The 22,356-nt window shown below is 54.3% G+C and carries 21 protein-coding genes and 1 pseudogene; 11 read left to right on the top strand and 11 right to left on the bottom strand.

All coding sequences use genetic code 11. From position 1 onward, the window contains the following. Positions 1–6: 6 nt before the first annotated feature. Positions 7–939 (top strand): LysR family transcriptional regulator, encoded by a 933-nt coding sequence (locus AAIL66_RS14835; protein WP_034409935.1) that lies wholly within the window; start codon positions 7–9, stop codon positions 937–939. Positions 940–943: 4 nt separating this feature from the next. Here the strand turns inward: AAIL66_RS14835 and AAIL66_RS14830 are convergent, their stop codons facing one another. Further along, a complete protein-coding gene (locus AAIL66_RS14830; RefSeq protein WP_034358567.1) occupies positions 944–1,258 on the bottom strand; it encodes a hypothetical protein in 315 nt (104 codons plus the stop codon). A gap of 953 nt (positions 1,259–2,211) precedes the next feature. Here AAIL66_RS14830 and AAIL66_RS14825 point away from each other — a divergent pair. Both AAIL66_RS14825 and AAIL66_RS14820 read left to right on the top strand, forming a co-directional pair. Further along, positions 2,212–3,780: a sensor domain-containing diguanylate cyclase gene (locus AAIL66_RS14825; RefSeq protein WP_343497089.1), complete on the top strand. Its 1,569-nt coding sequence runs from the start codon at positions 2,212–2,214 to the stop codon at positions 3,778–3,780. Positions 3,781–3,901: 121 nt separating this feature from the next. Then, positions 3,902–4,294, top strand: a complete 393-nt coding sequence (locus AAIL66_RS14820; RefSeq protein WP_343497083.1) for a hypothetical protein — start codon at positions 3,902–3,904, stop codon at positions 4,292–4,294. Positions 4,295–4,463: 169 nt separating this feature from the next. On the opposite strand, the gene infA is transcribed toward AAIL66_RS14820, so the two are convergent. Both infA and AAIL66_RS14810 read right to left on the bottom strand, forming a co-directional pair. Further along, positions 4,464–4,727 carry a translation initiation factor IF-1 gene (gene infA, locus AAIL66_RS14815; RefSeq protein ID WP_003061434.1) on the bottom strand — a complete coding sequence of 88 codons (264 nt, stop codon included), beginning with the start codon at positions 4,725–4,727 and terminating at the stop codon, positions 4,464–4,466. A 23-nt stretch (positions 4,728–4,750) separates the two neighbouring features. After that, a complete protein-coding gene (locus AAIL66_RS14810) occupies positions 4,751–4,969 on the bottom strand; it encodes a hypothetical protein (RefSeq protein ID WP_003053604.1) in 219 nt (72 codons plus the stop codon). A gap of 556 nt (positions 4,970–5,525) precedes the next feature. Here AAIL66_RS14810 and AAIL66_RS14805 point away from each other — a divergent pair. Beyond that, positions 5,526–6,536, top strand: a complete 1,011-nt coding sequence (locus AAIL66_RS14805; RefSeq protein WP_343497082.1) for a DUF6499 domain-containing protein — start codon at positions 5,526–5,528, stop codon at positions 6,534–6,536. Positions 6,537–6,539: 3 nt separating this feature from the next. Here AAIL66_RS14805 and AAIL66_RS14800 read toward each other — a convergent pair whose 3' ends face one another. Beyond that, complete coding sequence (locus AAIL66_RS14800; RefSeq protein ID WP_343497081.1) at positions 6,540–7,256, bottom strand: SprT family zinc-dependent metalloprotease; 717 nt, start codon at positions 7,254–7,256, stop codon at positions 6,540–6,542. Then, positions 7,256–10,390: an HsdR family type I site-specific deoxyribonuclease gene (locus tag AAIL66_RS14795; protein WP_343497080.1), complete on the bottom strand. Its 3,135-nt coding sequence runs from the start codon at positions 10,388–10,390 to the stop codon at positions 7,256–7,258. The genes AAIL66_RS14800 and AAIL66_RS14795 overlap by 1 nt, the downstream gene beginning before the upstream one ends. A gap of 67 nt (positions 10,391–10,457) precedes the next feature. On the opposite strand from AAIL66_RS14795, the gene AAIL66_RS14790 reads away from it, so the two are divergent. Next, complete coding sequence (locus AAIL66_RS14790; RefSeq protein WP_343497079.1) at positions 10,458–10,631, top strand: hypothetical protein; 174 nt, start codon at positions 10,458–10,460, stop codon at positions 10,629–10,631. A gap of 90 nt (positions 10,632–10,721) precedes the next feature. Here the strand turns inward: AAIL66_RS14790 and AAIL66_RS14785 are convergent, their stop codons facing one another. Next, complete coding sequence (locus AAIL66_RS14785; protein ID WP_343497078.1) at positions 10,722–11,921, bottom strand: restriction endonuclease subunit S; 1,200 nt, start codon at positions 11,919–11,921, stop codon at positions 10,722–10,724. Beyond that, positions 11,912–14,344 carry a type I restriction-modification system subunit M gene (locus AAIL66_RS14780; RefSeq protein WP_343497077.1) on the bottom strand — a complete coding sequence of 811 codons (2,433 nt, stop codon included), beginning with the start codon at positions 14,342–14,344 and terminating at the stop codon, positions 11,912–11,914. The genes AAIL66_RS14785 and AAIL66_RS14780 overlap by 10 nt, the downstream gene beginning before the upstream one ends. 325 nt (positions 14,345–14,669) lie before the next feature. Here AAIL66_RS14780 and AAIL66_RS14775 point away from each other — a divergent pair, with 325 nt between their 5' ends. The 5 genes and pseudogenes from AAIL66_RS14775 to AAIL66_RS14755 all read left to right on the top strand — a co-directional run bounded on the left by AAIL66_RS14775 (position 14,670) and on the right by AAIL66_RS14755 (position 18,116). After that, positions 14,670–14,957 (top strand): hypothetical protein, encoded by a 288-nt coding sequence (locus AAIL66_RS14775; protein ID WP_343497076.1) that lies wholly within the window; start codon positions 14,670–14,672, stop codon positions 14,955–14,957. Positions 14,958–15,060: 103 nt separating this feature from the next. Then, the gene (locus AAIL66_RS14770; protein ID WP_343497075.1) at positions 15,061–16,002 is read left to right on the top strand and encodes an AAA family ATPase; all 942 of its coding nucleotides are present in this window, start codon (positions 15,061–15,063) and stop codon (positions 16,000–16,002) included. Positions 16,003–16,169: 167 nt separating this feature from the next. Continuing rightward, positions 16,170–17,294 carry a phage/plasmid replication protein gene (locus AAIL66_RS14765; RefSeq protein ID WP_343497074.1) on the top strand — a complete coding sequence of 375 codons (1,125 nt, stop codon included), beginning with the start codon at positions 16,170–16,172 and terminating at the stop codon, positions 17,292–17,294. 204 nt (positions 17,295–17,498) lie between these two features. Continuing rightward, positions 17,499–17,794: pseudogene (locus tag AAIL66_RS14760) on the top strand (type II toxin-antitoxin system RelE/ParE family toxin). A gap of 4 nt (positions 17,795–17,798) precedes the next feature. Then, entirely contained in the window at positions 17,799–18,116 is a 318-nt protein-coding gene (locus AAIL66_RS14755) for an addiction module antidote protein (RefSeq protein ID WP_343497073.1), read from the top strand. Between the two features lie 60 nt (positions 18,117–18,176). On the opposite strand, the gene AAIL66_RS14750 is transcribed toward AAIL66_RS14755, so the two are convergent. Together AAIL66_RS14750 and AAIL66_RS14745 are read right to left on the bottom strand one after the other, a co-directional pair. Further along, positions 18,177–19,130, bottom strand: a complete 954-nt coding sequence (locus AAIL66_RS14750) for a dienelactone hydrolase family protein (RefSeq protein WP_343497072.1) — start codon at positions 19,128–19,130, stop codon at positions 18,177–18,179. A gap of 282 nt (positions 19,131–19,412) precedes the next feature. Continuing rightward, positions 19,413–20,552 carry a DUF4179 domain-containing protein gene (locus tag AAIL66_RS14745; RefSeq protein WP_343497071.1) on the bottom strand — a complete coding sequence of 380 codons (1,140 nt, stop codon included), beginning with the start codon at positions 20,550–20,552 and terminating at the stop codon, positions 19,413–19,415. Between the two features lie 101 nt (positions 20,553–20,653). Here AAIL66_RS14745 and AAIL66_RS14740 point away from each other — a divergent pair, with 101 nt between their 5' ends. Next, the gene (locus AAIL66_RS14740; RefSeq protein ID WP_343497070.1) at positions 20,654–21,049 is read left to right on the top strand and encodes a helix-turn-helix transcriptional regulator; all 396 of its coding nucleotides are present in this window, start codon (positions 20,654–20,656) and stop codon (positions 21,047–21,049) included. 5 nt (positions 21,050–21,054) lie between these two features. Here AAIL66_RS14740 and AAIL66_RS14735 read toward each other — a convergent pair whose 3' ends face one another. Then, positions 21,055–21,786 (bottom strand): hypothetical protein, encoded by a 732-nt coding sequence (locus tag AAIL66_RS14735; RefSeq protein ID WP_343497069.1) that lies wholly within the window; start codon positions 21,784–21,786, stop codon positions 21,055–21,057. Beyond that, entirely contained in the window at positions 21,786–22,157 is a 372-nt protein-coding gene (locus AAIL66_RS14730; protein WP_343497068.1) for a type I restriction endonuclease subunit M, read from the bottom strand. The genes AAIL66_RS14735 and AAIL66_RS14730 overlap by 1 nt, the downstream gene beginning before the upstream one ends. Positions 22,158–22,356: the final 199 nt, after the last annotated feature.

Here is a 22,356-nt window from a genome sequence, read left to right as displayed (position 1 = left end):
TTTGATATGAATATCAGTCTGCGTCAACTGCGTGCCTTTGTGGCAGTGGCCCAAAGCAGCAGTTTCAGTCGTGCGGCCGATGTTCTGGCATTGACCCAGCCTGCCGTCAGCCGCAATGTGACGGATCTGGAGCAGGCCTTGGGCTTGCTGCTGCTGCATCGCACCACGCGTGAGGTGGAACTGACCGAGGCAGGCCGTCTGCTGCTGGGCAATCTCTCGCGCGTGCTCGAGGATCTTGATGCCTGCCTGCTCGAAGTGCAAGGCCTGGCGACACAGCGCAAGGGCCGCGTGAAGGTGGCCAGCAGTCCCACGCTTTCCGCCAATCTGCTGCCGCAATGCATTGCGCGTGGCAGACAACAGTCACCGGGCGTCAATATCCAGCTGCTCGATCGTATTCAAAGCGATGTGCTGCTCAGCGTGCGCAGCGGCGAGGTGGATTTTGGGGTGGTGATCGACCCATCCGAGAAACAGGATCTGCATGCACAGACCATCCTGACCGAGCCTTTTTGTCTGGTCTGCCTTTCCTCGCATAGCCTGGCGCGCAAGAAAGAGGTGCACTGGGCACAGTTGGCCGGTGAATCGTTGGTGCTGCTCGATCATGCATCGGGCAGCCGTCGCTTGATCGATGCCGCACTACAGGCGCATGGCGCGGCTGCATCGGTGGTGCAGGAGGTAGGGCATACGGCCACCATCTACAGCATGGTGCAGCAAGGTCTGGGTTTGAGCGTGGTGCCGCGTCTCGCCATTCCCTCGGCCTGGGCAGCTCAGACTGCTACGACTGCGGCAGCTGGCAGTGCCGCTTTGGTCAGCCGTCCCCTGGTGCCCAAGGTGCAGCGCAGCATCATGCTGGTCAAGCGCCAGCAGCGTGAGCTATCGCCTGTCGCGCATTTGGTCTGGGATCTGATTGCAGCGGAGGCTGTCGGCCTTCTGGGCGAATAGCGGCTCAGGGCCTGAGCACGATGCGTGAATCAATGACCAGCCCTTGCGGCTGCGGCGCGACATATACCGGCTGGGGCGGGGCTACATAAACCGGTTGTGGCGCATAGTAGGCATCTGGACGGTTTCTGCACTTGCGCTTTTCCTTGTACTCGCCATTGCTCTTCCACTTGCGCTCCACTTTGCAGTGGCCGTCCCAGTACTCTTCCTTGTGCTCGCGCTTGTGGTGATGGTGATGACGATCATGTGCCTGGCTGCTCAGTGGCGTGGCAATCAGCACCACAGGCAGGCAGATGGAAACAAGAGCAAGGATTTTCTTCATTGTGGGTGGGGCAGTCCATGGCCCAAGCCATGGCCGCATCGGTTTCAGAACGCTGCGAGCATAAGCGCAATGCACCGAAGAGACTGTATCAATTCATGAGCGAGATTTGTGCTGTGGCTGTGCGCTGGACGTGCGTGAGGTGCTGGTACTTATGCAAAAGAGAGCGGCTTGTGCTTGAAATACATTAGCTTTGACATGATTTCTATCTGAAATTAAGTAAATTGAAGCGGAACAAGCTACTCAAAAGATAGCTTTTCAATGGATAACTGCTTTGATCTGGACCGTGGTAGTAGACACAGCTACTCGAATGCCATGGCTTCAGGAGACGGACATTGATCTCGCAAACCGGCGCCAGGATTGGCTGCGCCTCGCAAGACCGTTTTGGGCTGGGCCGGTTCGCCGGTTTTCTCCCGGAACACACCTGCGCCTGAAGAGACTTTGAACCTGCAGGGTTGCAATTCTGAGACGTGCTGGGCTGCTTTGCGGGCAACTGTTCCATGATGGTGTCGCGTTGGTCGCCTTGGCCGACGCGTGCGGTCAAGAGATGGCTCGGCTCTTGCGCTGTCTATCGCCGGATCGATGGCGCCACAGGGGGGTGATCCCATGTCCTGCTCACTGAATGGATCACCCGTCTGCCAGCCGTTTCCATCGGCAAGCCAAGCAGGCTGAATGTCTTCTGTCGATGGGCTCCAGGCACAGTCTGTCGGATGCTGCCGCAGCCCTGGCCGCCCTGGGAGCTGTGCCGCATGTTTCCTTGAGCAGGAATGATCGCTGCGGCCCTGTTGGCAGCGATTGAATCGTGGCTTCAGGTTCGGCCTCGTCTGCGGCTCTGTCCCGTGCCGTTTCACGAGATGGTGGAAAATTCGTCCCTACCCTGTCCAATCTGAGCAGGGAAGCTGCAGGCAATGCAAAAGTGCCGTTCTTGCCAGGTTGACGATGAGAGGAATGTCGAGGTGTGGTGTCGAAAAAAGAAGAGGGAGACCAGCGTCACCAGTCGTGATGGCGGGTGCAAAGTTCTGGCTGCCAAGCGCGATGCGCAGCTGGCGACCAGTCTGTTGTTGGTAATCTGGGTTTCTGTACTGGTAGCCACCAGTTGGCAAATCTGGTCGGCACATCAGCGCACTCTGAGCGAGATTGATACCAACAATCGCAATCTTGCACAGACGCTGAACACCTATGCCGAGGGGGTCTTCACCCAGAGCTCCATGCTGCTGCTCGGCATGCTTGAGCGCCTGGAGGTGCAGGGCACCACGCCTGAGCATCTTGTGCGTATGCAGCAGCTGGTCGGTCGCCAGGAACATCTGCTTTCCCAGCTCAATGAATTGCTCGTCCTCGATGCGAGCGGTAAATGGCTCATGTCATCGAGAGGGGGATTTCTCGAGGGAACCAACAGCGCTGACCGTCGCTTTTTTTCATACCACCGCGATAACCCGTCGCACGAAATCTTCATCGGTGCGCCCATACGTAGCCGCTCTACAGGGGAATGGGTGCTTACCATCAGCCGGCGATTTGAGAACCAAGAGGGGGACTTTGCCGGGGTCATCGTTGTCGTGCTGGGGATAGAGAACTTTCTGCACTTGTTCGGCAAGATCGATGTCGGCGAGCAAGGGTCTATTGGATTCGCAACGACCAGCGGACAGTTGTTGGTGCGTTATCCATTTCGTGAACAGGATCTGGGGCGTGACTTCTCTCGCTCCCCTAACTTCCTGCGCTATTACTCTAACCTGAAATCCGGCACGGCGTCCTTTGAGTCCGGCATAGATGGAACGGAAAGGCTATATGCCTTCAGGAGCAATGATCGTTATCCCGTTTTCACGGTGGTGGCCCGGGGGCGGTATGAGGCACTGCAAGCCTGGCGAAGTCAGGCGCTGCTGACGGCAGGTGTGGTGCTAGGTCTGCTGGCAGTTGTCACACTGATAGGCTGGCGTCTGATCCTGCTCATTCGACAGCGTGCGCAGGCAGAGACATCCTTGATGGCAGTGCGTGAGAAGTTACTGGATGCCAACCTCGAACTGGAGCGGCTGGCCACGCAGGATTCATTGACAGGGCTGGCGAACCGGCGACGCTTCGACGAGGTACTGCAACTGGAGGTCCGGCGTGCCGCGCGTGACGGGACGGTGCTCTCGCTTTTGCTCATCGATCTGGACCATTTCAAGGGCTTCAATGACCGCTATGGTCATGTCGCCGGCGACGAATGCCTGAAAGCGGTGTCGCGGCAGCTGGAGCTGTCGGCCAAGCGTTCGGGGGATCTGGCAGCACGTTACGGTGGGGAGGAACTTGCCATCATTCTTCCCAATACCGCGCTGGAGGGCGCCATGCGCGTTGCCGAGGAGTTGCTGAAATGCATACGAGGACTCGACATCGCCCATGAGTCCAGCCAATTCGGCCATGTCACTGTGAGCATAGGAGCGGCAAGCATGCAGGGTAGGCATGGACTGGCGAGTCCGCTGGATCTGGTTGAAGCGGCCGATCAAGCCCTGTATCGGGCCAAGGCGGCTGGGCGCAATCGTGCCGAGTGCTGAGCTGTCGGAGCTGGTCTCTCGGATCCTTAGACGGCCTTCAAGCAATCTGAGGGCGCGAGCCATCATTTCAAATCCGTAGTCTTGCCAAAGGGGAACGCTGCCTGGAGGTAGTTGTCGCGTCATGGCCAAGAAGTCGGCGCAGGACACAGCAAAAGCACCGAAGCCGGCTAGCGTATTCCTGCGAATATCTGGCCCCGCGAAGGCGGGCTGGTTGGCCTATCGCATGATTCACGACAGGGCATCATGTAGATGCTGGTTGATGCTGGCTTTGATGGTTATGACCTGCATCGACGCCAGCGCTACGTGCAGGAAGGTCGCAGACCTACAAGGAATTTCAACACTTGCAGCGAGGGGCAAGAGCTGGGATGAGGCCGGCGATAGCAATGCCACCGATGACTGGTGGCGGACTTTGTGCATGCCTGATTCCCGGCTGGCCAGGCTGGATGTGCAGGCTGTGGGAATCTCAAGCAAATGGCGTGAGAGTGCCTCCGCGATCCATATCGATACGCGCTGAAGGCAGTGCGAGCATTGAAGAGCCAGAGCTGACCGCTGCGATCTGCATCTGGAGCAGGCAGAGCTTGCAATTGAGCTGCAGGCCGGGTGCTTGCGCAGCCCCGTGATCCTGCAGCTGACACAAGCATGTCGAACTGGTCGCCGTAGCGCACCAGATCAACCGCCGAGGCTTAGTGGCGGCGCTGTTGCGGCGCAGGGTTGCTGTTGTTGGAGCGCTCGATATGACGGAAGGTCAGGCGACCCTTGTTCAGATCATAGGGAGACATCTCCAGCGTTACCTTGTCGCCTGCCAGCACGCGAATACGGTGCTTGCGCATCTTGCCGCCGGAATAGGCAATCAGCTGGTGGCCGTTGTCCAGCGTCACACGAAAGCGGGCGTCCGGCAAAACCTCGTCCACTCTGCCTTGCATTTCAATCAATTCTTCTTTGGCCAAAATATTTCCTTTCTACAAAGAGGTCAGTTCAACTGGTTGTCCAGCACCATGCTGCGCCCCTCGGCGAGGGCATATTTGCTGGCCATATCCGGGGTGTCGAACTGGCGGATAAACCTGAAAATCCGGTCATAGGTTCCGCGTCGGATGGAAACCGCTGCAGCAACCTTGCCGGAGTGAGTCATTTGGGTGAGGGCAGTCACAATGTAGTTGCCGACACGCTCTGTGATTTGTTCTGTGTGCATATCGAGTCAACGGGCGGCACAAACCCAGGGCAGGGCATGTCGACCAATGAAAAATGAAGGAGTCCAGCTCTGATGAGCCGGGATCAAATAAGCCAGCCGCTTGCGGGTGGCTTAAGCTTCTTGCCATGGAGTGCTATGACTGTATGGAGCCAAGCGTGGGCAACGTGAGAACTGCCTGAGAGATACTGCGCGGGGCAAGTGCCATGCAGCAACCGGCAGATTATAAAGCATTGTTCTTTTATGCGCAAATCGTGATGAAACCGAGTAGCTGCAAAAGAAAAAGCCCCAGGCTCTTGCGAACCTGGGGCTTTTATTCTGGTGCCGGAGACATGAATCGAACACGCGACCTTCTCATTACGAACTCTGGCGCGAAGTATCGTCAATTGATGCTCACTACTGTTTTCACTCGAGACAAGCCAATTTTAGCATCCCGCATTGATGCCGAATAGTGCGGAAATTTTTCCCCAACTGTGACATAGCTGTGACACGGAGGGCTTGCATCCGGGCATTGTTTTGGCACGATCCAGACCACCTGAGTATGTTCAACGAGGTGAGGATGAGTACGCAGCAAGCAGACAAAGAGCCAGTGGGGCCGAAGTCATCCAGGCAATGGGCTTGGGAATTTCTTAGACGCAACCCTGCATACAGAGATGCGTATGCGCAGTGGATGGCGCTTCCGGAGTCTGTTCGTAGCTTGAACATCAACACACAGGAGCTTTGCCGATCACTGCCCGACGAAATTCCTATGTCTTTTTTTGTGGTTGAAGAGCAGCCGCAGCTTGATGACACGTGGCATGAGAAGCTGAGTGGCAAGAGTCAGGCAGAGGATTTCGCGGCTGTTAGTCCATTTCATCGAAAGAAAGGGGTGGAGCCCTTGCCTGGGGAAAATTTAAAGGAATGGCATGAGCGCACTCTAGAAATAAGAAAAGAGGTGGGATTCACAATTTTCCATTCTTCATCCATCTTGCCGAGAGAAAGATTTGGCTTGAAAAAGTGGATTGATCCAGAGGTCTCACCCCTTCCTGAGTCAGATGCTGATATTTTTGAAGAACTAGAATTTGAGGTGTATGCAGAATTTTTAAAGTCAGAGCACTTTCGCAATAAACCATGTTCTATATCTGTGGGGGATGTAGGGAGAACGGAGGTTGTGCTGAAAATAGATGTTATGCAGCCAATGAATTATCTTAAGGAGCAATTAGAGAAAATTGTAAAAGAGCAAAGAGCCTTTGTCTTGGAGATAATGGAGCTAAAGCCCGACTATTTTTCAAGAAAAAAAGGAGGGGTTTATTTTGAGTACAAAGGGAAAGGTAGCATAAATAAAGGAGGTATATATAAAGAGTATTTGAAAATTCTTGATAGAATTTTGATGGGGGAGAGTAAAAAAGATATTATATCTATTGAGCCTGGTTTTGCTCGATCTAGAAGTGATGATAATTATGTTGAGACCATGGAGAAAAGATATGATGAAGCGCTCATTATTCGGGATGCAGATTATCGGAAAATGGCATATTTTGATGACTATCGAGGCGAACTAAGGAAGATGAAAAGAGCTCAAAAAAAGGATTAATTTTTAATAAGACCAATTTTCATGCCGAACGGGTAGATTATTAAGTTCTTCCCTGAAGTATTCCCACTTTGGCATAAATAGGTTCATTACTGAGACAAAGCGTGCATTGTGACTAGGCTCAATCAAATGAGCTAGCTCGTGCACGATGATGTATTCCAGACATTCGGGCGGCTTCTTTGCTAGATCGGTGTTCAACCGGATGGCGCGGCTGTTGGGGTTGCAGCTTCCCCACTTGGTTTTCATGCGCTGCACAAAAACCTTGGAGGCTTTCACGTTCATCAATGCTTCCCACTTTTGCAGCAGCGGTGGCAATGCCGTTTTGAGCTGTTCGCGGTACCAGGCATCCAGCAGCTCCTCGCGGCGTTCCGTGCTGGTGCCTGGGCGGACACCAAGCACGATTCGCTTGTGCTGGAGGTCAATGGTGGGCGCTGCATCACGTTCGATCACGGCCAGCAGATAGCGTTTGCCCCACAGATAGTGACTCTCGCGGTCTATGTAATCACGCGGGGCTTCGCGTTTCTGTGCGCGCACTTTGCGCTGCTGGCTTTTGATCCATGGCAGCTTTGAAATTGCAAACACTCGGATCGTGTCCAAGGCCATGTGCTCGGGTGCAGAAATCCGTATGCGACCTGCGGGCGGGTACACGCTCAAGTGCACATGTTTGATGCGCTTTCTGATCACCTCGGCAGCGATGCCGCCCAGGTCAATGCTCTCTGGCATCAATATTCCTGCTGCGCGTTGACGACAAGAAACAGGCGTTCCACTTCGTCCACGTCCTTGAGTGTGTCGTACAGCGCACGCTTGATCACCAACTCCTTGGCCTGCACGCCCCTCCAGCCATCTGGCCGAGCTAATTTGACCGCTTTGTCGATCTTGAGGGCCAATGTCACGGCGGGGTCTTCGTCACTGTCTGCGGGGCCGTAAGGTGCATCCGCTTCCGCAGCTTTCACAGCATGCAGTACTGGTGAGTTCTGCAGGTTGTTGAAGATGGCACGCTTGCCGGGTGAGTCGAGCTTGCCCAATGTGGGGTCTGTTGGACCTGTCTGTACTTTGGTGGCTATATCGGCAATGCGCTTTAAATATTCTTCGTATTCGATGGCGCGCTCTTTGCGCAGCTTGATGATTTCATTGAGCAGGGCCGACATTTTTTCAAAGTAGGCCGGGTCGGTCAGGCTGTCTTTGATGATCTTGCTGCGAACGTTGTTTTCAATCGTCTCGGCAATGGCTTGTTGGTTGCCTTGCATGTCGGCCAGCTTGTTGGCAATCGCATCCGCAATGCCTGTCTTCACGATCAAGTCCAGCAAACCAATGCCGTCAAATGGCGAAATCTTGCGTGGCTCGCTGGCTTCGATATAGGTGTCGATCAAGTGCCGCATGTCAGCCTCGAAAGGCTTGAGGTCCAAGGTTTCGCCGCTGGCCTTGCGGATGATCTCGCGGATGGCAAGGTACTGATCCAGCTTTGTCTTGATGGACTTGGCGTCTTGTTCGCTGTACCCGGCTGCAGCCATTTCATCTGCCACGTTGGCATAGGCGCGCAGCAACGCCACCACACCCTTGTAGAAAGCTACGCGCTGTGGTTCATGGGTTTTCAGGTCGTCGGCAATCTCGGTATTGCCGCAGAAGTAGTGGATGTGTTCTAGCTCGCCCTTGGGCGGCTGAACTGGCTCGCACAGCAAGAACAAGGCTTCCAGCGCAGCATCCAGCCGTTCCCGGCCCAGTGTCAGTCGGTCCTGCAGCATCACCTCGGGGTCAGCACCGCCTGCACTGTGGTCGATCTCCGAGGTGTACACCGCAATGGCTTTTTCCACCTTCTTGAACAAGTCCTTGTAATCGACGATGTAGCCAAAGTCCTTGTCATCGCCGTCCAGTCGGTTGGTGCGGCAGATTGCCTGGAACAGACCATGGTCCTGCATGGACTTGTCGATGTATAGGTAAGAGCAGGGCGGGGCATCAAAGCCGGTCAGCAGCTTGTCCACCACGACCAACAGGCGCATATTGGCAGGCTCTTTGACGAACAGAGCCTTGGCCTGGTCTTCGTAGGTTTCTGTTTTGGACTTGCCCGGCTTGGGTTGCACATTGCTCAGCAGTTCGGTATAGGTGTTGTAGATGAACTGCTTGTCGGTCTCTGTACCGGCGCCAATCTCTTCCAGCGTCACATCCTTGGCCTGCGGGTTGTAAGAGGTAATGACCGCGCACCGGCCCTTGAACAGCGTCTTCTGAAACAGCGTGAAGTATTTGCAGGCCTCGTAGATGCTGGAAGCCACCAAGATGGCATTGCCGCGTTCACTGGACAGGCGCGGTTTGACGCTGAAGTCAAAAATAATGTCCGCCACCACCCGGTCCATGCGGGCTTTGGAGCTGAGCACGTTCTGCATCGTGCCCCATTGCTTCTTCAGCTCTTCTTTCTGCCAGTCGTTCAGCGCCTTGGTTTTGGCGTCAAACCACTGGTCGATCTTGTCCTGCGAGCCCAGCTTCTGGTCAATGTCGCGGGCCTCGTACACCAGGTCCAGCACCACGCCATCTTCCACGGCTTCGCTGAATTTGTAGGTGTGGATGTAGCCGCCAAATACTTCCAGGCTGCTGGCCCGGTCTTTCTTGAGCAGAGGCGTGCCGGTGAAGCCGATGAACACCGCATTGGGCATCAGCGCCTTCATCACGCGGTTGAGCTTGCCGCCCTGTGTGCGGTGGCATTCGTCCACAAACACAAACACCTCGCCCACTGTGGGGCTGGGCTGCGCCTGCAGGTCTTTGATGAAGGCGTCAAAGTCCGCATCGGCGTTTTTGGCTGTCGCGCCAAATTTGTGCACCAGCGAGCACAGCAGCCGAGGCGTGGCCTGACCCAGTTGGCTCATCAAGTCGCTCCCGCTGCTGGTGCGGCAAATGGTTTCACCGGCATCGGTAAATACGCGCTCGATCTGTTTGTCCAGCTCGTCGCGGTCGGTGATGATGGCTACCCGCGCCTGTGGATTGTTCTCCAGAATCCACTTGGCCAGCAGCACCATCAGAATGCTTTTGCCCGCCCCCTGCGTGTGCCAGATGATGCCGCCTTGGCGTTGGCGCACATGCTCTTGCGCGGCTTTGATGCCGAAATACTGGTGCACGCGAGGCAGCTTCTTCACGCCGCCGTCGAACAGTACAAAGTCGTGCATCAACTCGATGAGGCGGGCCTTGCTGCACATCTTCAGCAGGTACTTGTCCAGCTTGTAGCGGCTGTTGTCAGCCTCGTCTTCCTTCCAGGTCAGGAAGAATTTCTCCGGCGTGCCAATGGTGCCGTACTGCATGCCTTCGGAATCGTTGCCCGCCATCACCAACTGCACGGTGCTGAAGAACCAGGCGTTGAACTCGGGCAACTGGTTTGACAGGCTTTGCCTGATGCCATCGCCAATGCTGACCCTGCTGTTTTTGAGCTCCAGCACACCGATGGCGATGCCGTTGATATACAGCACTACATCGGGCCGCCGCTGCAGCTTGCCTTTGAGGGTGACCTCTTCGGCGATGGCAAAGTGATTGCTGGCAGGCGCTTTCCAGTTGATCAGGTGCACGGTCTCCGTCACCTTGCCCGCTTCGGTCTTCACCGGCACACCGTAGCGCAGCAACTGGTATACGGCCTGGTTGTTGCCGTACAGGCTGCGGTCGGGGTGATTGGCTTCTGTGCGCAGCTTGTACAGCGCCGAGCTGATCTGTGCAGATTGAAAGCCCGCACCCGTCAGATACTCGGTCAGCAAGCCCTCTTCGATATGGCTGTTGCCTGCGCGGTCGGCCCAGTCGCCCAGGTAGCTGTACCCCAGTTCGTCGCAGAACAGCTTTACCACGCGGTTTTGCGTGGCACGCTCAGGCTTGCCAATATCGCTCATATGGATGTGTTCTCCCTCTATGCCAGATCAACCCTGCACACTGTACCGAGTGTCACGAAACTTCATCATGCCAAAGCGCAGCGCACCACCCTCAAAGCCTTTTACGCCCAGCCCGCAATCGGTGCGGCGTGCCGTGGCCAGTTCCACCGCACTGGAAACGGGGCAGACCGTGCAACAACTGGAGCAAAAATTGCGCAACCGCAGTCAGAGCCGATTTGCCCGCATCAGGCTGGCGGACTGATACCAGAAGCTGTGCAAAAACTTTGCTTCATGAGCTTGAAGTAAAAATAGCCTCTATAGCATATTCATAAAGCGCAAGAAGCTACGCTATTCATAGCAAACGAATCCTGCCGGTCAGCAGCTCCTGCATCATGCCCTGCTTGATCTGCTGGGCCTTGGCGAGTCGTACTTCCAGCGCGGCGAGTTCGGTGTCCATGTCGCTAAGGACGGTAGCAATGGCGGTTTGTTCGGCAAGGGTCGGAGGCATTGTTATCTCGAAATCCAAGAAGGTTGAAAGTCGCAACGAATCTACTGTGGCCTTGACCGAGTTTTCCATGGCGTGTGCACCGAATTTAGTCGCCATGTAGAAATAGATGAATTTCCCTGAGGTTTCGCTTGTGAAACGAGTGATAGCGTAAACGCGCTGGTGAACGTCAAATTTGCCGAAAATGTAGTGAAATATGCTGCCAATACCTCCTTCGCCGGGAATAAGGATGGCTTCGCAATCATGAGAAAAGCTATTGATTCGCTCAACCGTCGATGAGCGAACGAAAAATGGATAAGCGCCGTCTTCGACTTTGTCTTGGTTGTTACGACCACCAGTTTTGATGTTTGCAACCTCGCCCAGTCGCTTCACTACCCAGGCTCCGCTGAACCCTGGCAGTCGCCGCTTGCCGGCGAGCAATTCCTGCATGGCGCCTTGTTTGATCAGGCGCTTTTTGGCGATGAGTTGATCCAGGGATTCGATAAGGGCATCGGCATCACTCAAGGCTTCGGCAATGGCTTCTTGTTCGGCCCGCGATGAGGGCAGAGGAACGGGTAAAAGTCCGAGTGAGGTCTTGTTAATAGACGCCAAATTTGTGGTCTGCCGACCAGCGAGCAGGAAATATTTACGAGCCGCTGTGGACCCCGTCCAAGCCTTCAAATAAGCGGGCAATAGAGATGAACCGCAACGAACAACAAAAACGTGATTCTGATGAACGCAGGGGCTGAACTCGCCAGACCACAGTGCTCCACGTCCTAACTTATCTAGGTCCCCGCCTTCATTCATTAGCATATCGCCAGGCAGCACGGCGTATCTCTTAATATCGTCGCGATTTACCTGGAGTTGACTCATCTCTGTCAGGTCCAAGAAGCCGTCTTGAACGTTGGCCACACGCAAATAGTGCACAAAAACGGGATTGGTAATGGCAGCGTTCGAGTTCTTGGCAATGCCAGAGCGGATTTCAGCCAAATCCACAAGCACCATTAGCTTCCAATCGGAGGGTATTTGTCCGACTTCGGACGATTTGAAGTCCTTTCTCAGTTCCATACAAATCCCATTTTTGCCAGATGCTGATTCAGCTTGGCCTCCAGTTCTGTCACGCGACTGGCCATCTGCGGCATGGGCGTGCCATAGCGGTCGGCCAATTCCTTCACCCGTTGCGTCAGTGCCTGGCTGATGCGGTCCATTTCGCCATAGATGGCAGCACGCAGCGCGGCCAGCCATTTGTCGTCCACCACCAGCGCCTGAGTGTCGGCTTGGCTGAGCTTGGGGTATTGGGCCAGTGCCTTGGCGTCCAGCGCGGCCTCGGCATCTCTGAGTTGCTTTTTCAGGTCGGCCTCTTGCTTGGCAAGCTTTAACCAGCGGCTCAGTACGTCGGCCTCTTCCAGAGCATCCGGATCGTACTTAATTTCGCGCAGCCGGTCGGTCACGCTGGCCTTGTTGATCTTGTCAAAGCCGGAGAACGCCGCATCGTCACCGCTGTGTTCTTCTTCCAGCTCGGTGAGTTGGGTGGTGAGGCTTTCGAGGTTGGCTGCCAATTCATCAATGGCGGCTTGCTCTTGGACAAAGTAACGCGCCACGATCAGCGGCTTGGGCACCAGGTCGCAGGCCCAGCCCTTGTCCGTGGTTTTGGTGACTTTGCCGTCTTTATTTTTCTTGACTTCAATGATGCGGTAGGTTTCTGCTTTCCAGCCATCGGCGGCAATCAGATAGGCATCGTCCTGCATCGTGCTGGCCCAGTAGTCCATCAAGTGCTGGTACACGGCATAAGCGTCCATCAGCGGCTGGCCGGTGTAATGGGCCAGCAAGTCTTCGGACAAATCGACAATCAATTGCTTGGGGTGAAAGCCCGGCCGCAGTGCTTTGAGCGTAGGCGTGGTGCGTGTCTGCCAGTCGGCAAACAAGGTGTTCATGCGCTGCACAAAGGCGGCGAATTCGACGTGCGCGTGGATCGTGCTTTTGATCGCGGTTTTATCCACTGCCAGAGACAGGTAGCCGGGCCGCAGCGCTGTGAACAAAGATTGGCGTAGCGTTGGGCATACGGCCCAGTAGGGATTGAGCGCAGGGCTATCTATGTCTGCAACCGGGATGCCGCCTTGCAGATGCCCGGCAATGTCTTGCAGGTCTTCGGCCACGCTGCTGTCGATATAGCGCGGCAGGTTGAGGTTGAAGTCGTTTTTCTCGATTTCCTCCAGACTCACCATGCGCGCGAGTTTGGGCACGTCGGTTTGCTTGGTGAACACATCCACGATTTTGTGAAGGTCCTGCTCGCGCAGCCGGTTCTTGGGTCCATCTTTCATATAGCCATTACTGGCGTCCATCATGAAGATGCCTTTGCGCGCCTGTGCGTTTTGCTTGTCTATGACGATGATGCAAGCCGGAATTCCAGTGCCATAGAACAGGTTGGCTGGCAGGCCGATGATGCCTTTGATGTAGCCATGGCGTATCAGGTTCTTGCGAATCTCGGCCTCGGAATTGCCACGGAATAGCACGCCGTGCGGCAAGATGCACGCGGCTTGGCCGGTGCTCTTGAGTGAGCGGATGATATGCAGCAGGTAGGCAAAGTCACCCTGTTTGGCGGGTGGCACGCCAAAGGTCTCAAACCGGCCGTAGGGGTCATGCAGTGGGTCGATGCCCGTGCTCCAGCGCTTGTCGGAGAACGGTGGATTGGCGACCACGTAGTCAAAGGTTTTGAGCACGTCTTGCCCACCCACGCTGACCTTGAACTTTGGGTCAGCCAGCGTGTTGCCTTGGTGAATTTCTGCCGTGGGGTTGTCGTGCAAGATCATGTTCATGCGCGCCAAGCCACTAGTGGCCGAGTCTTTTTCCTGCCCGTAGAGCGTCACCTTGGCCGAGGCTTCATCGCCCACTTTCAATAGCAGCGAGCCCGATCCGCAGGTGGGGTCGTACACAGTCGTGGCACTGGTGGTGTGTGCGCCGCCAATCCCAATGATCTTGGCCATGACACGGCTTACTTCGGCTGGGGTGTAGAACTGGCCCTTGCTCTTGCCACTTTCGGTGGCGAAGTGGCGCATCAAGTATTCGTAGGCATCGCCCAGAATGTCGTCGCCATCGGCACGGTTCTTGGAGAAGTCCAGCGCCGGGTTTTCAAACGTGGCGATGAGGTTGGTGAGTCTATCCACCATTTCTTTGCCGGTGCCGAGCTTGGTGGCGTCGTTGAAGTCCGGCATGTCGGCCAGCTTGTTGGCTGCAGCCAGCGGGCCCACGATGCGCTTGTTGATCTGGTCGCCAATGTCGGTGCTGCCTTTGAGCGCCACCATGTCGGCAAAGGTGGCGCCAGCAGGGATGGTGATGGGGGCAAAAGGCTGCCCGGCGTACTTGTCGCTGACGTATTTGATGAACAGCAGCACCAGCACGTAATCCTTGTACTGGCTGGCATCCATGCCGCCGCGCAGTTCGTCACACGATGCCCAGAGGGACGAATAGAGCTCAGATTTCTTGATAGCCATGGGTGGTCGCTTATTTCCTTAACCAGCGATTGTGACCCACTTCGATGGCGCTTCCCGTGAGGTCTGCAGTGGGCTTGGGCCGGTTGGCGTTGGGTAGACAACTGGTAGACCAGCAACATTTGAATTCCGAAATCTTTAAATGAAATTCCATGTGTTATGAGTGGCTATTGGGGTTGATTTTCTGAAATTCTCCTAAGCCATTGAATTTAAATAAAAAAATCCGGGAAAATATAGTTTTTTATGCTTTCCCGGATTTGGTAATTGCTCGAAATATATTTGCCATCAATGCGCAGCGATGCGCATTCATCAAATAAGGAGAGTAAAGGTGATTGAGGAAAAAGTTGAAGTGAAAATTTCAAAGCAGGATTACAAATCCTTTATGAAGAGCTGGTTGACTGTTTATCAGCTGAGTCAAAAATTTCCAGCATTCTCTGAGAATTCAATTCGTGCTCTTATCTACGCATCCAAGCCTCGATTGCGTGCTAAGTCCAAGAATGGTGAGGAATATGTTCCTGGCAATGGTCTGGCGCATGCAATTCGCAAAGTGGGGCGTCGTGTGTTAATTGATGAGTGTGCCTTTGCTGAATGGATTAACTCTCAGCCTGCAAGTTGATTGAGTGTAAATAAAAAATGATTTTTGGTTTCTGCATCATCCTTGAATTAAGAGTGCATATATAGAAGTCAAGAATCATCAGTAAATTTTATTGAAAGATCATATGAAGAATTCAAAATATCAAGCTGACTCCGATGAACCGGATTACTTTCAGCCGTTTGACAAGATGAAGCTGATTTCTGCAGCAGATTTGGCAAAGCTGAAGGCCAAGAAGCGCAAGAAGCACTGGGGTGAACCCATCCAGTCCAACCAAATTGGCATGCTGTTCGGCCCTCGAGGACATGGCAAAACATGGGTGGCACTGGGTATCGCTGTATCCATGAGTGCTTGTGTGAATTTCCTAGATAAGAAACCTGTCAGAGCCCGTAAGGTCATTTATATGGATGGAGAAATGGACCTAGTCACTCTCAAGAACCGCACCATCGCATTGTGCAAAAGTCTGAATACTAATCCGCCTGATGGTTTGAAGATTTTTACCCCTGAAATTTTCACAGGCTTGTTGCCTTCAATCAATACGATGGATGGTCAAAGGGAAATTGATGCATTGATTGGCGCTGACTGGGATGTGCTCTTTATCGATAATTATTCTGCTTGGAGTGGTGATGGTCGTGAAACGGCTGAAGCTTGGGCACCCATGATGCGTTGGATGCTGGGCCATAAGCGAGCCGGTCGCACGATTATCGTCATTCATCACACGGGTAAAACAGGCAAGCAGCGCGGCAGTAGCAGTCATGAGGATGCTTTGGATTGGTCTGTGGCGTTGAAACCGGCTGATGGTGCATTTAGCGATGGAGCTTTACGCTTCAATCTGGTCTGGGAAAAAAATCGCCATTTGTCTTCTACGGATGCCAAGCCTATAGCGGTCACGATGGGCAAAGACGAAGAGGGTGGCTTGACTTGGAGCCAGTCTGATGGCGTGCACAAGAACTCTCGCGCGCAGGACGCGAAAGAGTTGATGGAGTCCGGATTGAGTCAAGCTGAGGTGGCCAAAAAACTGAGTGTGAATCGCACCACTGTAGGCCGCTGGCTCAAGTCCACCAGCTGATGCATATGTGCATCCAATAGCGCTTGCACTGTTGCACACCCTTGCATGCCTTCACGTTGCAGCGGCTGTGCACGGTGCCACCAGCGAAGTAGAGCTGTGGAGACCACTATCACCATTGAATCATTTCTCTATACGGCTGCACATCTGCAGCAGTTGAATATAAAACCATGATCGACTATTTCAACATAACCATTGATGGTGATGATTTTCCTAAAATTGGAAAGAAAGTAGTGGTTCGTCAGCCTAGCGGGGTTAAAACTAAATCGTTTACCGAAGTCAAAGTAAGCGCTGGCAAATATGCTCCGCATTTCAATGTGCGTGTAGAGACCAACGGTCAACGCATTCGTTTTCATGGCTCGCCTGCACAGTGGCTTCAAGGTCATAATGGGATGGGTTCCAATGATTTACGAGGTTTAGTTAAAAAGACTATTCGTTTGGCTTTTGAAACTCTGGAGATGGACTGTCCTGCCTCAGTTTCCAAGGCGATAATTTCTGGTAACTATGCCGTAGATGAGGTACATATTGCAGAACACTATGCAATGCCTGCAAGCTTGATCGCTAAATTGTGTAATGATATTCGACGTTATGGCGCTGCTTCACTTAAAGCAACTCCGATTTCTCCCGGTATTGGAGTGCGGTTGTGGCCTGGGTCGCGTGACCGTGAAGTTCTGATTTATGACAAGCAGAATTATTTTATGGATAATCACTTACGCCATAAATATAAGCTGCTGGGGAAGATGCCTATGAATTTTGATCGAATCGGCACAGGATTGTATTTCGATCAGATGATGGATCAATATCTGGCTCATGGTGTGCGAATTGAAACTCGACATAAACGTGATCTGAAAAAAAAGAATTTATCTTTGAATAAGGGGCTTGCCTGGAACCCTGATGTGGCTCGCGCTCTCCATGTAAAGACTGTTAATGGTATTCCGCTGCAAGACCTGCCTCCATTGGACATACGTGAGCAAGTAATTCAAAAGGCTGACTTCAAATATCGAGCGTTGATGGCTTTGTGGTTGGATGGGCGAGACCCTAAAGCCTTTTGTGCAAGCCCTGCAACCTACTACCGTCACCGCAAGGAAATTTTGGATCAATGTGGTATTGACTTGTCAGTGCCAGCTTTGATGGTAGAGGACATTTCATGGAAGTCACTGACTGACCCCATTAATATCATGGAGCCACCGGAGTGGGCTATGGAAAGTGGTTTTGTTTATGAACCGAAACGTTGGGATAGTTTTGTTGATGCCACGCAATATGAGCGTGCATGGTTGAATGGTGAAAAGGTTTAGCTATCGGAGTGTGGTGTCTATCTAATAAATAGAGATGTACACCAAAAATAAATGCAGTTATGTCAGCTGTGACTAAATAAATGGATAAAAATATATTTTATGGAATTGCACTTGATGCGGTGAACGATGTTAGCTGACAAGCGTTTTCAGGACTCCATCTGTCAAGCGCTCCTCGATTGAATGATGTGAACTATAGTTCACACCATGATCCAAATTCTACGTACTGCGGCCTTTGATGATTGGCTCCAGACTTTGCGCGACAAGGTCGGGCAACGGCAGATTTTGGCCCGACTCACTCGGTTGTCACTTGGCAACTGGGGTGACTGCAAGCCCGTTGGAGGCGAAGTGACGGAGCTGCGCATCGACCTGGCCCCGGCTACCGCGTGTACTGCTGGCGCGATGGCGATGTGGTCGTGGTTGCGCTTGGTGGTGGCGACAAGTCCACCCAGCAAAAAGACATTGCCAAGGCTCAGGCGATGGTCAAAGAGTTGAAAGGGTAAAGCTATGAACCGCGCTGCCTATGAGAAGTTGGGCATCAAGCCCTTTGATGCCGCCGAGTACCTGCAGTCCGATGAGGATTGCGCGGCCTATCTGCAAGCCTGCCTGGAGCAAGCGCCAGATGATGCATCTGTGTTTACCAAAGCTCTTGGCGACATTGCCCGCGCTCGCGGGATGATGCAGCTGGCCAAAGATACCGGCCTCACCCGTGAGGGCCTGTACAAGTCGCTCGGCGAGCAAGGCAACCCCAGTCTGTCCACCGTTATGAAGGTGATGCATGCACTGGGCCTGCAGATGCACATTGGCCCCCAGACTGCAGCTTAATTTTCTTTAGCGGTAAGTCGCATGACATGACGTGTCTAGACAGTGCTGGCGGGGACGCATCTAGCGTGCCGACAGGAATGCCAGTACATCCTTGATCGCCTGCTCCCTGGCCTTGTCGTTGCTTTCGATGTTGATGAACGATGCCTGCTGGCAGGTTTTCAGAAAGCCATTCCATTCATTCACGTCAGTGAAGGTCTTGCCGGAATACCTGTCATGTGCCGGTCCCCAGGAACGATCGGTTGCGCCGTAGGGCATGCGTATGTCCATCGAGCACTTGTTGTAGTTGCCTTCCCGGTACTGCGCCCACTTCTGGTTGAGCCGGTCAAACACATGCGTAGCACCCGCGTAGACCTTGTACATGACCGGATTGCCGTTGGCCGCCAGCTCATCTGCCAGCTCCATGCACGGCTTGGGCAATGTCATATCGTCTTTCTCACCCAGCAACATCAGCAGCGGCGACGGCAGTTTGCTGTGCTGATCGACGCGGTAGCGCATATTGCAGCCGGGGTAGACTGCAATGCTGCCGGCCCACTTCACCGCGACAGGAACAACGTGCTGCTGGTAGGTCGGCCATGCCGCATCCAGAACGGCTTGCCCGCCACGTGACCAACCCATGTGATAGATGCGCTGGCTATCAATCTGCGGATGTGTCGCCAGCAGCTTGAGGGCATACAGCGCATCCGCCAAATTGGCCGTGGTGTTCCAAGTCAGCTGCTTGGAGGCTCCCGTGACCCGCTCTTCATTGCGCGGCTTGAAGCTGTCCACCACAAAGACGGCGTAGCCAGCCGCGTTAAGCGCTTTGGCCCACACATCAAAGTACAGACTGCTGACACCTTCGCTGCCGTGCGAAAACACCACCGCCGGAACTTTGCCCTGCGCATTGGCAGGCATCAGCAGATCACCAAAGATGGGGGTATCGCTTCCCAGCCGGCCACGAACGAGTGCCCAGCGATGGTCTGGCGTCTTGGAGTTGAACTCGATGCGACCGGCTTGACCTCCGCTGAGATCATCCAAGGGGGCCGCATAACCACTGGCACCTCCTATGCCAAAAACTGAAGCCAGTAGGGCCTGAAAGCATTTCCTGGCCAAGTCTTTTGGTCGGAGCCAGTTGTTCATTGCAACGGCCCCCGGTTCTTGGCAGCTTTGCAGTCGTGAGTGGGCTGGAGCATGGTTTTTGGAGATCATGTCTCCCTCTCTTTCTGTATTTTTTGAAGTTATGCCCATCGCCACGCTAATTGAGCAAGCTGGTATGGAGTAGATTGGCATAACTGAAGTTTGGACGTCACAGGTGGCGCTTTATGGCAGTTGCAGTGGGCGCGTGTCTTGACCCAAGTTCAGACTTTGCAGCTTGGGCATTCCCAGCTCGGACAGACGATCTGCTTGACAGCGCAGGTCTGCAATACGCTTGCTGTTTTGCTCAACCAAGATGCCTTGCGTGGTGGATGTGCCGCCATACACGGCATAGCGATAGTTGCCCTTGTCGAATGACACGAACGGCATCGACTGTCCATTGAGGCCCGTATATACGCCTTGCTTGAACACGGTGCTGGCGGCTGCAGCATTGGCCGGGTAGACCATCTCTGGTGCCGCATCAAGCGGGGCCAATCGGTATGCCAGTTGGTTGCTGCTCGCCATGCATAGCGATGCACGCTTTTTGCCAGTGGAGCATGCAAACACAGGTGTCTCATCGGCAGAGCATAGATTGGGCACTGCCACTGTTTGGGTAGATGTTGGTGGTGCAACTGGGCTTTGCTTGTTTACCGCTGCTTGTGGCTGTTGCGCTGGGCTTTGTATCGCTCGCGTCGGTATAGCTGCAGGAACCGGGTCTGAGGGTGAGCCTTCAGACTCTGCCTCCATTTCAGCTTGGCTGGCGGATGGCGCAACAGGCGCCTGTGCATCGGCAGCTTTCTTTGCCGCCGCTTGTGCACGCAGCATGCGGTCATACCGATCCATGGCTATGTCGTGAAAGTAGCCCATGAACGGCATAAAGCCGTTGAGTGCGACCCGCAATGCTCCGGTGTCTTCGGTGCGCTGCACGGTGTATGTCACTTGACCACGAAGCTTGGTGCCATCCAGCACTGCGCCCTGTTTTTCATAGATGGCGCGCATGTATTGCTCCATCTGTGGCTCTGCCTTCACAGCATCTTCGGGGAAGACTGTTGTCAGCTGTGCTGAGCAGATCGCTTTGCCGGTATTGGCGTTGCTGGCATCGGTGGTGATGTTTTCTAGGGTAACGGTGGTGTCCTTGACCGTGAACTGCACACGCTGCTGGCGTTCCTCGCTCATAGCGTTGTGCTGCTTGTCAAACTGCTGCTGGTAAATCTGTTTGACCAAGCTGACGGTCTCGGCATCCGCACAGGCTGGGGTCTTATTGCCACATCCCGCAAGCATGGCGACAGCCGCACAGGCGCTACTTATAAAAGTCTTTCTCATCATTCCTCTCTCCTGTTATATGTGTCTTATACGACTCAAATCTTAATGCATTGTGTCGTATAAGACGTTGGCTCAAAAAACACATTGGCAGACCCTCAGCGGCCATGAGAGCCAAGGAGTCTGTCCCATCGCAGTTGAGCACCACTCCAGTGGTGAAGCTGCCCAATGCCGTAACAAAGGCATTGGGGACCAAGCTGCGCAGCTACCGCGAGCTGGCGCAAAAATCACAAGAGCAACTGGCGCATGAGGCGGAAGTGGAGCGCTCGCGTATCTCCAAACTGGAGAACGGCCACATCAATCCATCGCTGCTCACACTCGCCACGCTTTGCCATTGCTTAGGCATCACGCCGGCAGAGCTCTTTGAAGGCGTGACGGCCACGCTGCCTCCAGCATCGCAAGGCGGTGAACTGCGTCGCCGCAACCAGGCGCATGCCGAGAAAAGTCCAGCACCGTCCAAAGCGGTCGACACCGCTCACCGCGCCAAACGTTCCAAGGTATAGGCCAGTTACTGCAGCTTGCACACACGCACGGCAGCCAGCAGACGTACCAGCTCCGCAGACCACGATTCGGACTCGTAATGCCAGAATACCGTCCATGGCTTGGCGTCATCAGCAGGCAGATGCAGTTGTTTGGCTCGGCGACTGCCAAGGCCTGCGGTCGGTAGTCGCAGGCGTGCATTGAACGCTTGGAAGCTCGGCTCGCTACCACCAGGGTCCAGCAACAAGATGCGTTGCGGTTGACGCTTTGATCCAGAAGCCATGCCTTCCACACCGACTGCCAGTGCCCAGTGCTTGGTGCGCTGGTGCTTGACCGATGCAAAGGCCAGCGCTACCAACTCGCCGCGCATCAGCCAGTCCAGTGCGTACCGATCCACATGCTCTTTGGCTCCGTACTTAGCCGTCAGCTTCAGTGGCAAGGCCAATCGGTTGACCAGCTCTGCCCATTCTTTGGCATGGATTCCGGAAAAGTACTTGGGGCCGAATGCTTTCCAGACCGCTGCCGCCACGCCGTATTTGCGCTGGCTCATGTCGTGCATGGCCGAAGCTTTGGCCAGATCGAAGATCACCAAGATCATTGCCAGCACATGCGTGCCACAAGCGCCATCAAGCATCGACTGCTGCATAAAGCAGCGCACGGGCTCTTGGCGCTGCTGCTGCACGGTCAGCGCATGGCCGGTTTGCAATGTGGCATGCACTCGCTGGAAGCCGTAGGATGCTCCAGAGATTCGCGCCGCCATCAGTAGTCCTCTGGCAAAAGCAATGTGGTCACGGAGCGGTCGGCTTCGGTGATGATCCAGACCGTTGGCAGGCTGCTGCGCTTGTCTTGCGGCGTCCGCAGCAGTCTCTCGGGGTCCACTAGCCGGTAGACACTCATCACACGCATGTCCTGTTGAACCGATATCTCATTGGTGGCTTTGTCTTCGGCGCAGCAATCGCCCCAGTCTCCGTGCACGTGGCGTGAGATCAATGCCAGCGCGCTGAAGCCGGCTTGTTCCAGCACTTCCAGGGCGCCAGGTGTTGCCACGATCTGGCCGAGCGCGAAGCGCGGGGCATTGCTCATTAACGTCATGCGGCGTACCGCTCCAGAACGAGAAGAATTTGCTGACATGGAAGTACTCCTTGGTTAAACGTCAGACACAAGAGCTCCACGTGCGAATCACAGACACGGCACCACCCACACGGGCGAGCAACGTCCTCCGCATGCGTGGAAACGGATAAAAAAATGGACCGGCAAAGCGGTCCATCGAGAGATCAAGAAAGTAAAAGCGGCGCTGACTTCACATCACCGGCGTGGGCGCAAGAGCGGC

It is taken from the genome of Comamonas sp. F1-6, from assembly GCF_039581415.1.
Taxonomy (GTDB): domain Bacteria; phylum Pseudomonadota; class Gammaproteobacteria; order Burkholderiales; family Burkholderiaceae_C; genus Comamonas; species Comamonas thiooxydans.
This window is presented reverse-complemented; position numbering and strand designations above follow the sequence as displayed.

Bases quoted from the DNA above. Each gene is read 5' to 3' on its own strand.
- AAIL66_RS14835 (WP_034409935.1), top strand. From the start codon at position 7: ATGAATATCAGTCTGCGTCAACTGCGTGCCTTTGTGGCAGTGGCCCAA.
- AAIL66_RS14830 (WP_034358567.1), bottom strand. From the start codon at position 1,258: ATGAAGAAAATCCTTGCTCTTGTTTCCATCTGCCTGCCTGTGGTGCTG.
- AAIL66_RS14820 (WP_343497083.1), top strand. From the start codon at position 3,902: ATGGCCAAGAAGTCGGCGCAGGACACAGCAAAAGCACCGAAGCCGGCT.
- AAIL66_RS14810 (WP_003053604.1), bottom strand. From the start codon at position 4,969: ATGCACACAGAACAAATCACAGAGCGTGTCGGCAACTACATTGTGACT.
- AAIL66_RS14805 (WP_343497082.1), top strand. From the start codon at position 5,526: ATGAGTACGCAGCAAGCAGACAAAGAGCCAGTGGGGCCGAAGTCATCC.
- AAIL66_RS14800 (WP_343497081.1), bottom strand. From the start codon at position 7,256: ATGCCAGAGAGCATTGACCTGGGCGGCATCGCTGCCGAGGTGATCAGA.
- AAIL66_RS14795 (WP_343497080.1), bottom strand. From the start codon at position 10,390: ATGAGCGATATTGGCAAGCCTGAGCGTGCCACGCAAAACCGCGTGGTA.
- AAIL66_RS14790 (WP_343497079.1), top strand. From the start codon at position 10,458: ATGCCAAAGCGCAGCGCACCACCCTCAAAGCCTTTTACGCCCAGCCCG.
- AAIL66_RS14785 (WP_343497078.1), bottom strand. From the start codon at position 11,921: ATGGAACTGAGAAAGGACTTCAAATCGTCCGAAGTCGGACAAATACCC.
- AAIL66_RS14780 (WP_343497077.1), bottom strand. From the start codon at position 14,344: ATGGCTATCAAGAAATCTGAGCTCTATTCGTCCCTCTGGGCATCGTGT.
- AAIL66_RS14770 (WP_343497075.1), top strand. From the start codon at position 15,061: ATGAAGAATTCAAAATATCAAGCTGACTCCGATGAACCGGATTACTTT.
- AAIL66_RS14765 (WP_343497074.1), top strand. From the start codon at position 16,170: ATGATCGACTATTTCAACATAACCATTGATGGTGATGATTTTCCTAAA.
- AAIL66_RS14755 (WP_343497073.1), top strand. From the start codon at position 17,799: ATGAACCGCGCTGCCTATGAGAAGTTGGGCATCAAGCCCTTTGATGCC.
- AAIL66_RS14745 (WP_343497071.1), bottom strand. From the start codon at position 20,552: ATGATGAGAAAGACTTTTATAAGTAGCGCCTGTGCGGCTGTCGCCATG.
- AAIL66_RS14740 (WP_343497070.1), top strand. From the start codon at position 20,654: ATGAGAGCCAAGGAGTCTGTCCCATCGCAGTTGAGCACCACTCCAGTG.
- AAIL66_RS14735 (WP_343497069.1), bottom strand. From the start codon at position 21,786: ATGGCGGCGCGAATCTCTGGAGCATCCTACGGCTTCCAGCGAGTGCAT.
- AAIL66_RS14730 (WP_343497068.1), bottom strand. From the start codon at position 22,157: ATGTCAGCAAATTCTTCTCGTTCTGGAGCGGTACGCCGCATGACGTTA.